We start from the raw sequence: 14,694 nt of genomic DNA, 5'->3' as shown, positions 1-14,694 counted from the left end.
CATGATTAGAATATATATCGCAACACATAAGCAATATGATTTTCCTGTAGATGAAGGTTATCAACCTATCCATGTAGGTAAGAAGAATAGTACATCAGATTTAGGTATAAGTGTTATCGGTGATAATGAAGGAGATAATATATCAGAATTAAATCCATCATATTGTGAATTGACTGCATTATATTGGATCTGGAAAAATTCAGATGAAGATATTGTTGGTTTAGTTCATTATCGTCGTTATTTCGCTGGCGTTCATAATATTATACCGCTCCATGGTAAGGGCATTGCTTCTAGTAATGATTTTGACCTAAATAAATATGATTTAATTGTCGCTCGTAAACGTAATTACTATGTTACGAATATAAAAAATCATTACTGCCGAGCTCATTCAGAAGGTGATTTGAATATATTACGCTCTATCGTGGAGGCTATGTATCCTGATTATAATCAAGCCTTCGATACGGTTATGCATGGTCGGAAAATAAGTCTGTATAATATGTTCGTAGGTAAGGCTGATGTGGTCAATCAGTATTGCCAGTGGCTTTTCCCTCTATTAGACGAAGTGAATAAACAGATTGATTTCTCTGGTTATGATTCTTATCAAAAAAGAATTTTAGGATTCATGGCAGAAAGATTATTTAATGTATGGATTGAACATAATAAAAGAAATATTAAAGTTGGATACAGAAAGGTTGTAAATATTGAAGGTGAAAATTTAATAAAAAAAGGAAGTGCACTCTTGGTTAGGCATTTCCTAAAATAAAATATAAGCAGCGAGAGTATTCAATGACTCGACGTACGGATATAGATATATATCGTGGACTGGGGATATTGTTGGTTGTGTTAGGACATGTATCCTTCCTCAGTCCATCTTGGCATAAGATTATTTATAGTTTTCATATGCCTGCTTTTTTCATTCTTTCTGGTTATCTGGTAAATGTTAAAAATCTGGAGTTGAAACCTTGGATATTTATCATCCAGCGATTTTATAGATTGATTATTCCTGCATGGACGATTGGAGTAATTTGTGGCTTGCCGTTTGTTGCTATGTTATTGATGAGTAATATATCTGGTAGTGATTTCCTTATGAAATTATATGGAACATTAACAGGTGCAACAAAAGTAGCAAATAATTTCTTTGTTACTCCCATTTGGTTTTTATATTGCCTGTTTATAGTTGAGGCTATGTTTTATTTAATAATGAAAATCTCTTCAAATAAATATATTATTGCCTTGATTGTAATTTCCTTTTATTTAATTGCGAAAAATGTAAATATTTTTCATTTTTTTAATGTGAATATAGCTTTTATCTCTATGCCATATTTTTTAATTGGATATATATTGCAAAGTATTGTCATAACCAGACATATTAATTATGCGATGATTTCTGTCGTACTGCTTTTGGGATTTTCGTATTTAACTCCCACTGAGGTTGATATGTCTGCATTACAGGTGGGGAATGGAGTATGGGCTTTTATAAATCTTGCTTCTGCTTTAGCAGGAAGTTATCTGCTCTATTATATTGCGGGTTATATTAATTCGGAATTTATCTCTTGGTTGGGTAAAAATACTTTGGTTATATTGGGGTTTAATTATTATATTAACGCCATAGCGAAAAATATATTAACTTTTGTACATATGGAATACTATGTCATATTAAGTTTTATTATCCAGATCGTATTGCTCGCTATTCTTGTGAAAATAATTGCATGCTGGCCAGCTCTTAATTCCCTGGTGAATGGGAAAATGTTTGTAACTTATAAAGAAGCAAAATAATTGAGGTCATTGATGAAATCTGTTGCTATTGTCGGTGCGGGTATTTCTGGTGCGGTTATTGCAAGATTATTAGCAGAGGAAGGGATTGAGTCTGTTGTTTTCGACAAACGTTCTCATATTGCTGGTAACTGTCATTCAGAACGTGATCCGCAGACCAACGTCATGTTGCACGTTTATGGTCCCCATATTTTTCATACAGATGATAAAGAAGTTTGGGATTTCGTTAATCAGTATTCAGAGTTTATGCCTTACACCAACCGTGTGAAGGCCATTTACAAAGGCAATGTTTACTTACTACCAGTAAACCTGCATACGATTAATCAGTTTTTCAATAAAACAATGCGTCCGGATGAAGCCCGTGCTTTCATCGAATCTAAAGCTGACAAATCTATTGTCGAACCGAAAAACTTTGAAGAACAGGCCATCAGCATGATTGGTCGGGAACTGTATGAAGCATTCTTTAAAGGCTATACGCGTAAACAATGGGGTTGTGAGCCGACGGAGTTACCAGCCAGTATTTTGAAACGCTTGCCGCTTCGTTTTAACTATAATGACAATTATTTTAACCACCAGTATCAGGGGATGCCCAGAGATGGCTATACCGATATGGTTGGAAAAATTCTTGATCACGAACTGATTGAAATAAGAACAGATACTGAGTTTTCAGCTACCGAGAGTGGGGCCTACCAGCATGTATTTTGGTCAGGCGCGCTGGATGGTTACTTTAACTTTAGTGAGGGGCGTCTGGGTTATCGCACGCTGGATTTCGAAAAATTCTCAGCAGAAGGTGACTACCAGGGAACGGCTGTTATCAACTACTGCGAAGAAAATGTACCTTATACCCGAATCACTGAGCATAAGCATTTCTCACCCTGGGAGTCACACGAAAAAACAACATGTTATCGTGAATTTAGTCGCTTCTGCACCGAAGATGATATTCCGTATTATCCGATCCGTATGGTTAAGGAAAAAGAACTGCTCAATCGCTACCTGGATAAAGCGATGGAATTAAGCAATACCACTTTTGTCGGGCGTCTTGGTACCTACCGCTATCTGGATATGGATGTCACTATTCGTGAAGCTATTGATGTTGCAAATAAATTCCTTGAATGTCAAAAGAGTCAGGAGCCAATGCCTGTATTTAATATAAATCCTCGCTAACGTCAGGTGTTGTCATGGATACGGATAATTTTTTGAATAAATATAATCCATTGCTATGCAAGGTTTTTCTCGCAGCATCGGATTTTATATTTTTTAACTTATCACTGGCCCTCTCTATTGGTTGTGTATACTGGATTTTTAACGATCTTTATCGTTTTATCCCCGATGCTCAACTGGAGATGCGTATAATTTCTCATGTCATCCTGAGTTTGATATGTGTGGGATGGTTCTGGGTTCGGTTGCGACATTATTCCTATCGCAAACCCTTTTGGTTTGAATTGAAGGAGATTATCCGCACTATTGTGATCTTTGCTGTTTTTGATCTGGCGCTGGTCGCTTTTTCTAAATGGCAATTTTCTCGGTATGTATGGGTCTTTTGTTGGACGTTTGCATTAATTCTGCTGCCGCTTTTCCGAGCAATGACCAAACAACTTCTTAATCGTCTTGGGATTTGGAAGAAAAAGACTGTCATTATGGGTAGCGGAAGTAATGCAGTGGAAGCTTATTATGCACTGCAAAGTGAGGAAATGCTTGGCTTTGATGTTGTCGCATTTTATGACGAAGAGTGTACAGAGGCAACGCTACAGGGACTGCCGGTTCTTCAGGACCCCAATATTCTTTGGGAAATGAAGAAAACAGGCGATATTCATTTCATTGTAGCTTTTGAAATGGAAAACAGCGATAAGACCATTAACTGGTTGCGCGAACTATCGAAGAAGGACTGCCGTTCTGTCACGGTTATTCCGTCCCTGCGCGGGTTACCACTTTATAATACCGATATGTCTTTCATCTTTAGTCATGAAGTCATGTTGCTGCGTATTCATAATAATCTGGCAAAACGGACATCTCGTTTCCTTAAACGGACTTTCGATATTGTCTGTTCATCACTGATTATCTTAATTTCTTCGCCACTGCTCATTTATCTTTGGTACAAAGTTACCCGTGATGGTGGTCCGGCAATCTACGGTCATATGCGAGTAGGACGTCACGGTAAGCTTTTCCCTTGCTATAAGTTTCGCTCAATGGTGATGAATTCGCAGGAGGTTTTACAAAAGCTCCTTGATTCCGATCCTGCCGCACGGGAAGAATGGGAGCGTGACTTTAAGTTGAAAAACGATCCGCGAATCACTCCTGTCGGTCGATTTATTCGTAAAACCAGTCTTGATGAATTGCCTCAGTTATTTAATGTGCTGAAAGGTCAAATGAGTCTGGTTGGCCCGCGTCCGATTATCTCTGAAGAGTTACCACGCTATGATGAGAATGTTGATTACTATCTAATGGCGAAACCGGGAATGACAGGGTTGTGGCAGGTAAGTGGACGTAACGATGTGGATTACGATACCCGAGTCTACTTTGACTCCTGGTATGTCAAGAACTGGTCGCTGTGGAATGACATCGCTATTCTTTTCAAAACAGTGAAGGTAGTCCTCCATAGAGATGGTGCATATTGATGTAGCAGAAACTGCATTTTATGTGCATTAAGTTCATTCTGAAGAGGACATCTATTGCTACCTTCTGGCCTCTAACCTGAGTTAACATGTTCTTCACTTTACTCGCCGCCATTTTACGGCGGGGTATCCACACCTGACAGGAGTATGTAATGTCCAAGCAACAGATCGGCGTCGTCGGTATGGCAGTGATGGGGCGCAACCTGGCGCTCAACATCGAGAGCCGTGGTTATACCGTCTCCGTTTTCAACCGCTCCCGTGAAAAGACCGAAGAAGTGATTGCCGAAAACCCAGGCAAAAAACTGGTGCCTTACTACACGGTAAAAGAGTTTGTTGAATCCCTTGAAACGCCTCGTCGTATCCTGTTAATGGTGAAAGCAGGGGCGGGCACTGATGCTGCTATCGATTCCCTGAAGCCGTATCTGGATAAAGGCGACATCATCATTGATGGTGGTAACACGTTCTTCCAGGACACTATCCGTCGTAATCGCGAACTTTCTGCTGAAGGCTTTAACTTCATTGGTACCGGCGTTTCCGGTGGTGAAGAAGGGGCGCTGAAAGGCCCATCTATCATGCCTGGCGGTCAGAAAGAGGCCTACGAACTGGTTGCGCCGATTCTGACTAAAATTGCCGCAGTTGCAGAAGATGGCGAACCTTGCGTGACCTATATTGGTGCCGATGGTGCCGGTCACTATGTGAAAATGGTTCACAACGGTATCGAATACGGCGACATGCAGCTGATCGCAGAAGCCTATTCTTTGCTGAAAGGTGGCCTGAATCTGTCTAACGAAGAGCTGGCAGATACTTTCACTGAGTGGAACAAAGGCGAGCTGAACAGCTACCTGATCGACATCACCAAAGACATCTTCACCAAAAAGGATGAAGAGGGTAAATATCTGGTTGATGTGATTCTGGATGAAGCGGCGAACAAAGGCACCGGTAAATGGACCAGCCAGAGTTCTCTGGATCTGGGCGAGCCGCTGTCGCTGATCACGGAATCCGTTTTTGCACGTTATATCTCTTCTCTGAAAGAGCAGCGTGTCGCAGCGTCTAAAGTGTTGTCGGGACCTAAAGCGCAGCTTGCGGGTGACAAAGCGGAATTTATCGAGAAAGTCCGTCGCGCGCTCTACCTTGGCAAGATCGTCTCTTACGCACAAGGGTTTTCCCAGCTGCGTGCCGCTTCTGACGAATACAACTGGGATCTGAACTACGGCGAAATTGCGAAGATCTTCCGTGCCGGCTGCATTATTCGTGCACAGTTCTTGCAGAAAATCACCGACGCATATGCAGAAAATGCGGGTATTGCTAACCTGCTGCTGGCACCGTACTTCAAGAAAATCGCGGACGATTATCAGCAAGCGCTGCGTGATGTGGTTGCGTATGCCGTGCAGAATGGTATCCCGGTTCCGACGTTCTCTGCCGCTGTTGCCTACTATGACAGCTATCGCGCAGCCGTTCTTCCTGCGAACCTGATCCAGGCGCAGCGTGACTACTTTGGGGCGCATACGTATAAGCGTACTGATAAAGAAGGCGTTTTCCATACTGAATGGCTGGAGTAATTCCTGATTCGCATCAAAAGCCCGGTGATTCACCGGGCTTTTTTTTTGTCCCTAATCTGATTGATTTATTTTTACTGCTTAATATTAACTTAATAATTAATGTTTAACCTGATAAAGAAAATCTGAATTGTTTTAGCCTTCATTGACACAATATTCATTCAGGCGTTAAAACTTTTATATCTTATCAGGATGTATAAACATCATGATGCATAATTAAGTTAATTCTGAGAGCGTGAAATGAAAATCACCATTTCTGGAACCGGGTACGTTGGTCTGTCAAACGGTTTGCTTATCGCACAGCATCACCAGGTTACCGCGTTAGACATTATTCCCGAACGTGTAGGAATGCTAAATGATCGGATATCTCCGATTGTTGATAAAGAAATACAGCAATTTTTAGCGTCCGGGAATATTAATTTTGAAGCAACCTTAGACAAGGTATCCGCCTACCAAAATGCTGATTATGTCATTATTGCAACACCAACCGACTATGATCCAAAAACAAATTATTTCAACACATCAAGTGTAGAATCAGTTATTCAGGATGTGACAGAGATTAACCCATCGGCAGTGATGGTGATCAAGTCAACGGTGCCGGTTGGTTTCACCGCAGCGATGAGTAAAAAATTTAATACGCAAAATATCATTTTCTCCCCCGAGTTCCTGCGTGAAGGTAAAGCGCTTTATGATAATTTGCATCCTTCGCGGATTGTGATTGGTGAACGCTCTGAGCGTGCGGAGCGATTCGCTGCTTTGCTACAGGAAGGCGCCATAAAACAGGATATTCCAACCCTGTTTACCGATTCGACGGAAGCAGAGGCGATTAAGCTTTTTGCTAATACTTACCTTGCGATGCGTGTTGCTTACTTTAATGAACTTGATAGCTATGCGGAAAGTTTAGGACTGAATACCCGACAAATTATTGAAGGTGTGTGTCTGGATCCTCGTATTGGCAATCATTACAACAATCCTTCATTTGGTTATGGCGGTTATTGTCTGCCGAAAGATACGAAGCAACTTCTGGCGAATTATCAGTCAGTGCCAAACAATATTATCTCCGCGATCGTGGATGCGAACCGGACGCGTAAAGATTTTATTGCAGATGCCATCCTGTCCAGAAAACCCAAAGTGGTGGGCATCTATCGTCTGATTATGAAGAGTGGTTCTGATAATTTCCGCGCGTCTTCAATTCAGGGGATTATGAAGCGTATCAAAGCTAAAGGTGTGGAAGTTATTATTTACGAACCGGTTATGAAGGAAACGTCGTTCTTTAATTCCCGCCTTGAACGTGATTTGAATACGTTTAAACAGCAGTCCGACGTGATTATCTCCAATCGCATGGCGTCTGAACTGCTGGATGTTCAGGACAAAGTTTATACACGCGATCTCTTTGGCAGTGATTAACCTTCTGTTATTGGGGCTACAATAGCCCCTGATTGGCTATCAAAGTATTTGAAATAATCCGTAAATTTTATCAATAATCCTATAGCATTAACGATGTTTATGACTACACTGTCTCCAGCTTAAGCATTTTCTTAGTTAGGGTACTGATGACAGTGAACAATAACAATGCTACCGGGCGCAGTAATGACCCGGAACAGATTGATTTGATTGATTTAGTGATGCAATTGTGGCGCGGAAAAATGACAATCTTTGTGTGTGTCATTGTCGCAATTCTATTGGCTGTTGGTTACATCCTGGTAGCGAAAGAGAAATGGACCTCTACCGCCATTATCACCCAGCCGGATGTGGGGCAGATTGCCACTTATAATAATGCGATGAGCGTTTTGTATGGCGATAACGCTCCGAAAGTTGCGGATATTCAGACTGGCTTTATCGGTCGCTTTAGCTCCGCCTTTTCCGCATTGTCAGCAGCTCTGGATAATCAGGAAGAACCTGAAGAATTAACTATTACTCCTTCTGTTAAGGGTCAATCATTGCCGTTGGCTGTTTCTTACGTTGGAGAGTCTGCGGAAGGGGCGCAGCGCCAGCTGGCAGAGTATATCCAGCAGGTAGATGAGAGCGTTGCGAAAGAACTGGAAGCGGATCTGAAAGATAACATCAAGTTGCAGACAACTACGCTTGAGGACTCGTTAAAAACGCAGGAAGTGGTCGCGCAGGAGCAAAAAGATTTGCGTATCAAGCAAATTCAGGAAGCATTGCGCTATGCTGAGCAGGCTGATGTGACTAAACCACAGGTTCAGCAAACTCAGGATGTCACCCAGGACACGATGGTTCTCCTGGGCAGCGATGCGCTGAAATCAATGATTGAACATGAATCCACGCGTCCGCTGGTTTTTTCGTCAAATTATTATCAAACGAAACAGAACCTGCTGGATATCGGAAATCTGAAAATCGAAACCGCATCCATTCACGCCTACCGTTACGTCATGAAGCCGACGCTGCCGGTTCGTCGTGACAGTCCGAAAAAGGCAATTGTGCTGGTCCTGGCGGTGCTACTGGGCGGGATGATTGGTGCAGGTGTGGTGCTGGGGCGTAATGCTCTGCGCGACTACAGAGAGAAAACGCAGTAATTTATTGTTATCCTGGATGGCACTACGCTTATCCGACCTACAAAAAACCGGGCATTGCCCGGTTTTTTCGCATCAGAAGCTATTGATGACGCTTACGTAAATTCTCAATGACGGTCGTTAAATCAAGGTCCTGGTCCTGTAGCAGCACCAGCAGGTGGTACATCAGGTCGGAGGCTTCATTGGTCAGCTCAAAACGGTCATGTACCGTTGCGGCCAGCGCGGTCTCGACACCTTCTTCACCCACTTTCTGCGCGATACGCTTGGTGCCGCTGGCGTAAAGTTTCGCCGTGTAAGAGCTTGCCGGATCGGCAGTTTTACGCTCGGCTAACAGTTGCTCAAGTTGATACAGGAATAACCACTGATGGCTGGCATCCCCAAAGCAGCTGCTGGTGCCTTTGTGGCAGGTTGGTCCAATTGGATTGGCCAGCACCAGCAGTGTGTCGTTATCACAATCCGGCGCGATGCGGACTATCTTCAGGAAGTGGCCGGATGTTTCGCCTTTGGTCCACAAACGCTGTTTGGTTCGTGAGAAGAAAGTGACGTTGCCGCTTTCGATTGTTTTATCCAGCGCTTCAGGGGTCATGTAACCCAGCATCAACACTTCACCGGATACCGCATGTTGCACGACAACCGGCATTAATCCGTCGGTTTTTTCCCAGTCGAGTTCGCGGCGCTGTTGCTCTGTTAACATATCCTGATCTCCACGCCCTGTGCTTCCAGGTACGCTTTTAATTCACCAATATTAATAATCTGTTTGTGGAAGACGGAGGCAGCAAGCGCCCCGTCGACATCGGTATCGCGGAAGGCTTCAAGGAAGTGCTCCATCGTGCCCGCGCCGCCGGAGGCAATCAGCGGTACATGACAGACGTCACGGACTTTTTTCAGTTGCTCCAGATCGTAACCGTTACGCACGCCGTCCTGATTCATCATGTTAAGCACGATTTCACCGGCCCCGCGTTTTTGCACTTCCTGCACCCAGTCGAGAGTTTCCCACTGCGTCACGCGGGTACGGCTTTCATCGCCGGTATACTGGTTGACGTGATACTTGCCGGTTTCGGCATCAAACCAGGTATCAATGCCCACGACAATGCACTGTACGCCAAAACGGTCAGCAAGACGGGTGATCAGCGTTGGGTCGGCCAGCGCAGGGGAGTTGATGGAAATTTTATCGGCGCCGAAAGAGAGGATTTTAGCGGCGTCATCAATAGACCTGATGCCACCCGCGACACAGAATGGAATGTCGATCACTTCCGCGACGCGCGACACCCAACTCTTATCAACCACGCGCCCGTCACTGGAAGCGGTAATATCATAGAACACCAGCTCGTCTGCGCCTTCATCGGCATAGCGTTTTGCCAGCGGGACGATATCGCCGATGATTTCATGATTGCGGAATTGTACGCCTTTTACTACCTGACCATCGCGTACGTCCAGGCAAGGGATTATACGTTTTGCCAGCATTGGATGGCCTCCTTAACGGTGAATTTACCTTCCAGTAGGGCGCGGCCGACAATCACGCCGCGAACGCCCGTGCCGCGCAGAGCGGCCACGTCTTCAATCCCGCCAATTCCGCCGGAAGACTGAAAGGCGACCTGCGGATATTTCGCGCACACTTCGTCATATAATGAGACGTTGGAACCCGCCAGCGTGCCGTCACGGGAGATATCGGTGCACAGTACATGCTTCAGGCCAACTGACAGATAAGTCTCGACCAGCTCTTCCAGCGAAACGCCGGAGTTCTCCTGCCAGCCGCTGACGGCAACCTGTTTGTTGCCCCGATCATCAATACGCACATCCAGCGCCAGCACCAGCGCGTCAGCGCCAAAGCGCTCAAACCAGCCTTTGACCACCTCGGGAGATTTGACCGCCGTGGAGCCGACCACCACGCGGGCAACGCCTGCGTCCAGCAGCGCCGCAACATCGTCTTCAGTACGCACGCCGCCGCCAACCTGCACGGGCACATTCACGCCTGCGACCAGCGTTTTAATCAGCGGGATCTGCCGTCTGGCCGGATCTTTCGCCCCGGTCAAATCGACCAGATGCAGTACTTCGGCGCCCTGGGCGGCATAATCCCGCAGGCGGGGAAGGGGATCGTTACCGTAATCACGCTGCCGGGCGTAGTCGCCCTGATGGAGACGCACTACGGTGCCATCGATCAAATCTAATGCCGGAATAATCATCACATCTCCAGGAAGTTTTTCAGCAACTGCGCGCCAGCGGCGCCGGAGCGTTCCGGGTGGAACTGCACGCCGAAGAAATTGTCTTTTTGCACTGCCGCAGTGAAGGGTTCGCCGTAGTTGCATTGAGCAATGGTCCACGGATTTACGGGCATAGCGTAGCTGTGAACAAAGTAGAACCAGGCGCCATCTTCAATGCCCTGGAAAAGACGATTACCCGCCTGCGGGTAAACGCGGTTCCAGCCCATATGCGGGAGCGGCAGGCCAAAATCGGTCATCTTCGGGACGTCTTGGTCAATAATGCCCAGAAGGTCGACGCCGTTTGTCTCTTCACTGTGGCGCCCGAGAATCTGCATGCCTAAACAAATTCCCAGAACGGGCTGAGTACAAGCCTTAATCAATTCGACAAGCTCACGCTCGCGCAACTGATCCATCGCCGCCTGGGCGGTTCCCACGCCGGGCAGGAAGAGTTTGTCAGCTTTTAAGACGACCTCCGGGTCGCGGCTGACCAGCGGATCATAACCGTGGCGCGCCACGGCGGATTTCACCGAGTTCAGGTTGGCGCAGCCGGTATCAAGGATGACGACGTTCATCACAGCACTCCTTTAGAAGAAGGCAGCGTGTCGCCTTCTACCCGAATGGCCTGGCGCAACGTGCGGCCAAACGCTTTAAACAGGCTTTCTACACGGTGGTGATCGTTTTTACCTTTGGTCTTCAGGTGCAGCGTCACGCCCATGGTGTAGGAGAGCGAGCGGAAGAAGTGTTCAACCATCTCGGTGCTCAGATCGCCCACGCGCTGATAGGTAAACTCGGCTTTATATTCCAGGTGCGGGCGCCCGGAGATATCCAGTGCGCAACGCGCCAGGCATTCGTCCATCGGCAGCACAAAACCAAAGCGGTTGATACCGCGCTTATCGCCCAACGCCAGTTTTAGCGCTTCGCCCAGCGCCAGACCGGTATCTTCTACCGTATGGTGATCGTCAATATAGAGGTCGCCCTTGACCGCGATCTCCATACGGAAACCGCCATGCGTGGCGATCTGATCGAGCATATGGTCAAAGAAGCCCACGCCGGTATTGATCTTGCTGCCGCCTTCGCGATCCAGCCACACCTTGACGTCAATCTGCGTTTCTTTGGTATCGCGCTCAACGTGGGCATAGCGGTCGCGTTTTGTCAGCTGTTCGCCAATCATCGTCCAGTTCAGGGTTTCACGGTTATAACGTAACCCGTTAATGCCCATGTTTTCGGCCAACTGGATGTCGGTAGCGCGATCGCCAATCACGTAGCTGTTGGCGCTATCCATCGCCTGTTCAGCCAGATAACGTTCAACCAGCTTTACCTTCGGCTTACGGCAGTCGCACTCATCCACTGGCAGGTGCGGGCAGATCAGCACTTCATCAAACAGTACACCCTGGGAGGTGAAAACCTGCATCATCAGGTCGTGCGGGCCGTCGAAGTCTGCCTGCGGGAAGCTCTGCGTTCCCAGCCCGTCCTGGTTGGTTATCATCACCAGCTTAAAGCCGGCTTTTTGCAGCTTCAGCAGAACCGGCACCACGTCCGGTTCAAAGGCGAGTTTGTCAAAACGATCCACCTGAAAATCACTCGGCGGTTCGGCAATCAGGGTTCCATCACGGTCAATAAAAAGATACTTCTGGCTCATACTTGCTCCGCACGTAAGGCGTCAATGACGCGCTGGCTTTCTTCGCGGGTTCCAACAGTGATACGCAGACAGCCGCTTAAAGAAGGTTGTTTATTCTGATCACGTAAGATAATGCCCTGATCCCACAGAGATTTAAACACGCTACTTGACGCGGTAAAACGTGCCAGAATGTAGTTGGTTTCTGAATCGAACACCTGTTCTACGCAGGCAATCTCTTTCAGCGCATTAACCAGATACTGACGTTCCAGCAGAATCTGCGCCACACGTTCGCGCATCGCGTTGACGCCTTGCGGCGTCAACGCCTGAGCGGCAATATCGGCGACCGGTGTAGAGAGCGGGTAGGGGGCGATGACTTTCAGCAGCAGGTTGATGACCTCTTCATTCGCCAGCGTAAATCCGCAGCGCAGACCGGCGAGCGCAAAGGCTTTGGAGAGCGTGCGCAGCACTACCAGATGCGGGTATTCAGAGAGCCAGCCAGCCAGCGTTGCCTGTGGGCAGAATTCAATATAGGCTTCATCCGCCACCACAATGGCGTTGCCGCGCGTCATTTCCAGCAGAGTACGTAAATCCTGTGGATTGATAAGCTGCCCGGTCGGGTTGTTGGGGCTGCATACAAACACCACTTTAACGCCGTCGAGTTTATCGGCGATGCCCCGCAGATCCAGCTGCCAGTTTTCCAGCGTCGGAACCGTCCGGCATTCAACGCCAATAGTTTCCGCGCTGACGCTGTACATGCCGTACGTTGGCGGACAATAGAGAATCGCATCTTTCCCCGGTTCGCAGAATGCGCGAATCAGCAGTTCAATACCTTCGTCTGCGCCACGGCTGACCAGCACCTGCCCGGGGTTCACTCCGGCGTACTGCGCATAATTTTCAATAACCGCTTTTGGCTGGCATTCCGGGTAGCGGTTGAGCGTTTGCTGAGTCAGCTGAAACTCCACCGCCGTCGGGAACTCATTGGCATTCAGCCACACATCGCCATTACCGCCCAGACGGCGAGCGGACTGGTACGGCGTCAGGTTGCGAACGTTTTCCCGGGCTAAGTCGGTGACGCTGCGGGTATTTTCAGTGCTCATGCTTGCTCCTTAAGGGCGTTAACGCGTAGGGTGACAGCATTTTTGTGGGCGGTCAGCCGTTCTGCCGCAGCCAGCGTTTCAATGGTGGATGCCAGTGCGGAGAAACCCGCCTGCGACAATTCCTGAACGGTCATGCGTTTCTGGAAATCCGCCAGACCGAGGCTGGAGCAGGTGGCGGTATAACCATAGGTCGGCAGCACATGATTAGTGCCGGAAGCGTAGTCGCCTGCGGATTCCGGTGACCAGTCACCGAGAAAAACGGAACCCGCGCTGGTAATATCCTCCACCAGATCGCGCGCCTTGCGGGTCTGAATGATCAGGTGTTCCGGCCCATACTGGTTCGAGATGGCGACGCACTGGGCTAAGTCTTTCGTCACGATCAGACGGCTGGCGCTTAATGCCTGACGCGCTGTTTCCGCACGCGGTAACTCCGCTAACTGGCGTTCGACGGCCTCCGCGACGTTCTGCGCAATACCGGCATCCGGGGTCAGCAGGATGACCTGAGAATCCGGGCCGTGTTCCGCCTGAGAGAGCAGGTCAGACGCCACGAAATCCGGCGTGGCGCCGCTGTCGGCGATTACCAGCACTTCAGAAGGGCCGGCAGGCATATCAATTGCCGCGCCGTCGAGACGCTGGCTGACCTGGCGTTTCGCCTCGGTGACAAACGCGTTGCCGGGGCCAAAAATTTTGTCCACCTTTGGCACGGACTCGCTGCCGAACGCCAGAGCGGCAATGGCCTGGGCGCCGCCGACGTTGAAGATTTCCTGCACGCCGCACAGCTGCGCAGCGTAAAGGATTTCATCCGCGATAGGCGGTGGCGAGCACAGCACCACTTTTTTGCATCCGGCAATACGCGCGGGCGTAGCGAGCATTAATACGGTGGAGAAGAGCGGGGCAGAGCCGCCCGGGATATACAGACCGACAGATGCGACGGGGCGCGTCACCTGCTGACAGCGAACGCCGGGCTGCGTTTCAACATCTACCGCCGGTAGTTTTTGCGCATTGTGGAAGGTTTCGATATTTTTTACCGCTACCGCCATCGCCTGTTTGAGATCGTCGCTCAGACGCGCGCTGGCCGCGGCAATCTCTTCGGCGGACACTTTCAGCGCTGCGACGTTCGTTTTATCAAACTTCGCGCTGTATTCACGCAGGGCGTCATCACCGCGTGATTTCACATTATCCAGGATCTCTGCGACGGTACGGGTAATGCTGTCGGAGGCGGAAATAGCCGGACGCATCAGCAATGCACGCTGCTGTTCAGTATTGCAGCTATTCCAGTCGATGATTGTATTAAAGCTCATGG

Annotated in this window: 14 protein-coding genes; 7 read left to right on the top strand and 7 right to left on the bottom strand. The window is 48.0% G+C overall.

Annotated elements, in window-relative coordinates:
- Position 1: 1 nt before the first annotated feature.
- From OGX75_RS07375 to wzzB, 7 genes are all read left to right on the top strand, one after another.
- Entirely contained in the window at positions 2-763 is a 762-nt protein-coding gene (locus OGX75_RS07375) for a DUF4422 domain-containing protein (protein WP_012131727.1), read from the top strand.
- A 23-nt stretch (positions 764-786) separates the two neighbouring features.
- Positions 787-1,776, top strand: a complete 990-nt coding sequence (locus OGX75_RS07370; RefSeq protein ID WP_286451226.1) for an acyltransferase family protein — start codon at positions 787-789, stop codon at positions 1,774-1,776.
- 12 nt (positions 1,777-1,788) lie between these two features.
- Positions 1,789-2,937, top strand: coding sequence for a UDP-galactopyranose mutase (gene glf, locus OGX75_RS07365; RefSeq protein ID WP_047462637.1), 1,149 nt, complete (start codon positions 1,789-1,791; stop codon positions 2,935-2,937).
- Between the two features lie 14 nt (positions 2,938-2,951).
- Positions 2,952-4,388 carry an undecaprenyl-phosphate galactose phosphotransferase gene (locus tag OGX75_RS07360; protein WP_012131730.1) on the top strand — a complete coding sequence of 479 codons (1,437 nt, stop codon included), beginning with the start codon at positions 2,952-2,954 and terminating at the stop codon, positions 4,386-4,388.
- 149 nt (positions 4,389-4,537) lie between these two features.
- A complete protein-coding gene (gene gnd, locus OGX75_RS07355; RefSeq protein ID WP_047462640.1) occupies positions 4,538-5,944 on the top strand; it encodes an NADP-dependent phosphogluconate dehydrogenase in 1,407 nt (468 codons plus the stop codon).
- Positions 5,945-6,181: 237 nt separating this feature from the next.
- On the top strand, positions 6,182-7,348 hold the full coding sequence (gene ugd, locus OGX75_RS07350) for a UDP-glucose 6-dehydrogenase (protein ID WP_199971597.1): 1,167 nt from the start codon (positions 6,182-6,184) through the stop codon (positions 7,346-7,348).
- A gap of 146 nt (positions 7,349-7,494) precedes the next feature.
- Positions 7,495-8,478 (top strand): LPS O-antigen chain length determinant protein WzzB, encoded by a 984-nt coding sequence (wzzB, locus tag OGX75_RS07345; RefSeq protein ID WP_012131733.1) that lies wholly within the window; start codon positions 7,495-7,497, stop codon positions 8,476-8,478.
- A gap of 79 nt (positions 8,479-8,557) precedes the next feature.
- Here the strand turns inward: wzzB and hisIE are convergent, their stop codons facing one another.
- Genes hisIE through hisD form a run of 7 tightly spaced genes read right to left on the bottom strand, consistent with a single transcriptional unit; the run spans position 8,558 to position 14,692 of the window.
- Positions 8,558-9,169, bottom strand: coding sequence for a bifunctional phosphoribosyl-AMP cyclohydrolase/phosphoribosyl-ATP diphosphatase HisIE (gene hisIE / locus OGX75_RS07340; RefSeq protein ID WP_199971596.1), 612 nt, complete (start codon positions 9,167-9,169; stop codon positions 8,558-8,560).
- Positions 9,163-9,939 (bottom strand): imidazole glycerol phosphate synthase subunit HisF, encoded by a 777-nt coding sequence (hisF, locus tag OGX75_RS07335; RefSeq protein ID WP_012131735.1) that lies wholly within the window; start codon positions 9,937-9,939, stop codon positions 9,163-9,165. Before hisF ends, hisIE begins: the two co-directional genes overlap by 7 nt.
- A complete protein-coding gene (hisA, locus tag OGX75_RS07330; RefSeq protein ID WP_115614723.1) occupies positions 9,921-10,658 on the bottom strand; it encodes a 1-(5-phosphoribosyl)-5-[(5-phosphoribosylamino)methylideneamino]imidazole-4-carboxamide isomerase in 738 nt (245 codons plus the stop codon). The genes hisF and hisA overlap by 19 nt, the downstream gene beginning before the upstream one ends.
- The gene (gene hisH / locus OGX75_RS07325; protein WP_199976108.1) at positions 10,658-11,248 is read right to left on the bottom strand and encodes an imidazole glycerol phosphate synthase subunit HisH; all 591 of its coding nucleotides are present in this window, start codon (positions 11,246-11,248) and stop codon (positions 10,658-10,660) included. The genes hisA and hisH overlap by 1 nt, the downstream gene beginning before the upstream one ends.
- Positions 11,248-12,315: a bifunctional histidinol-phosphatase/imidazoleglycerol-phosphate dehydratase HisB gene (hisB, locus tag OGX75_RS07320; protein ID WP_115614725.1), complete on the bottom strand. Its 1,068-nt coding sequence runs from the start codon at positions 12,313-12,315 to the stop codon at positions 11,248-11,250. Before hisB ends, hisH begins: the two co-directional genes overlap by 1 nt.
- The gene (gene hisC, locus OGX75_RS07315; protein WP_058669369.1) at positions 12,312-13,391 is read right to left on the bottom strand and encodes a histidinol-phosphate transaminase; all 1,080 of its coding nucleotides are present in this window, start codon (positions 13,389-13,391) and stop codon (positions 12,312-12,314) included. Before hisC ends, hisB begins: the two co-directional genes overlap by 4 nt.
- Positions 13,388-14,692, bottom strand: a complete 1,305-nt coding sequence (gene hisD, locus OGX75_RS07310) for a histidinol dehydrogenase (RefSeq protein ID WP_049009130.1) — start codon at positions 14,690-14,692, stop codon at positions 13,388-13,390. Before hisD ends, hisC begins: the two co-directional genes overlap by 4 nt.
- Positions 14,693-14,694 lie beyond the last annotated feature (2 nt).

Source organism: Citrobacter sp. CK199 (assembly GCF_030333285.1).
GTDB classification, from domain to species: Bacteria; Pseudomonadota; Gammaproteobacteria; order Enterobacterales; family Enterobacteriaceae; genus Citrobacter_B; species Citrobacter_B koseri.
This window is presented reverse-complemented; position numbering and strand designations above follow the sequence as displayed.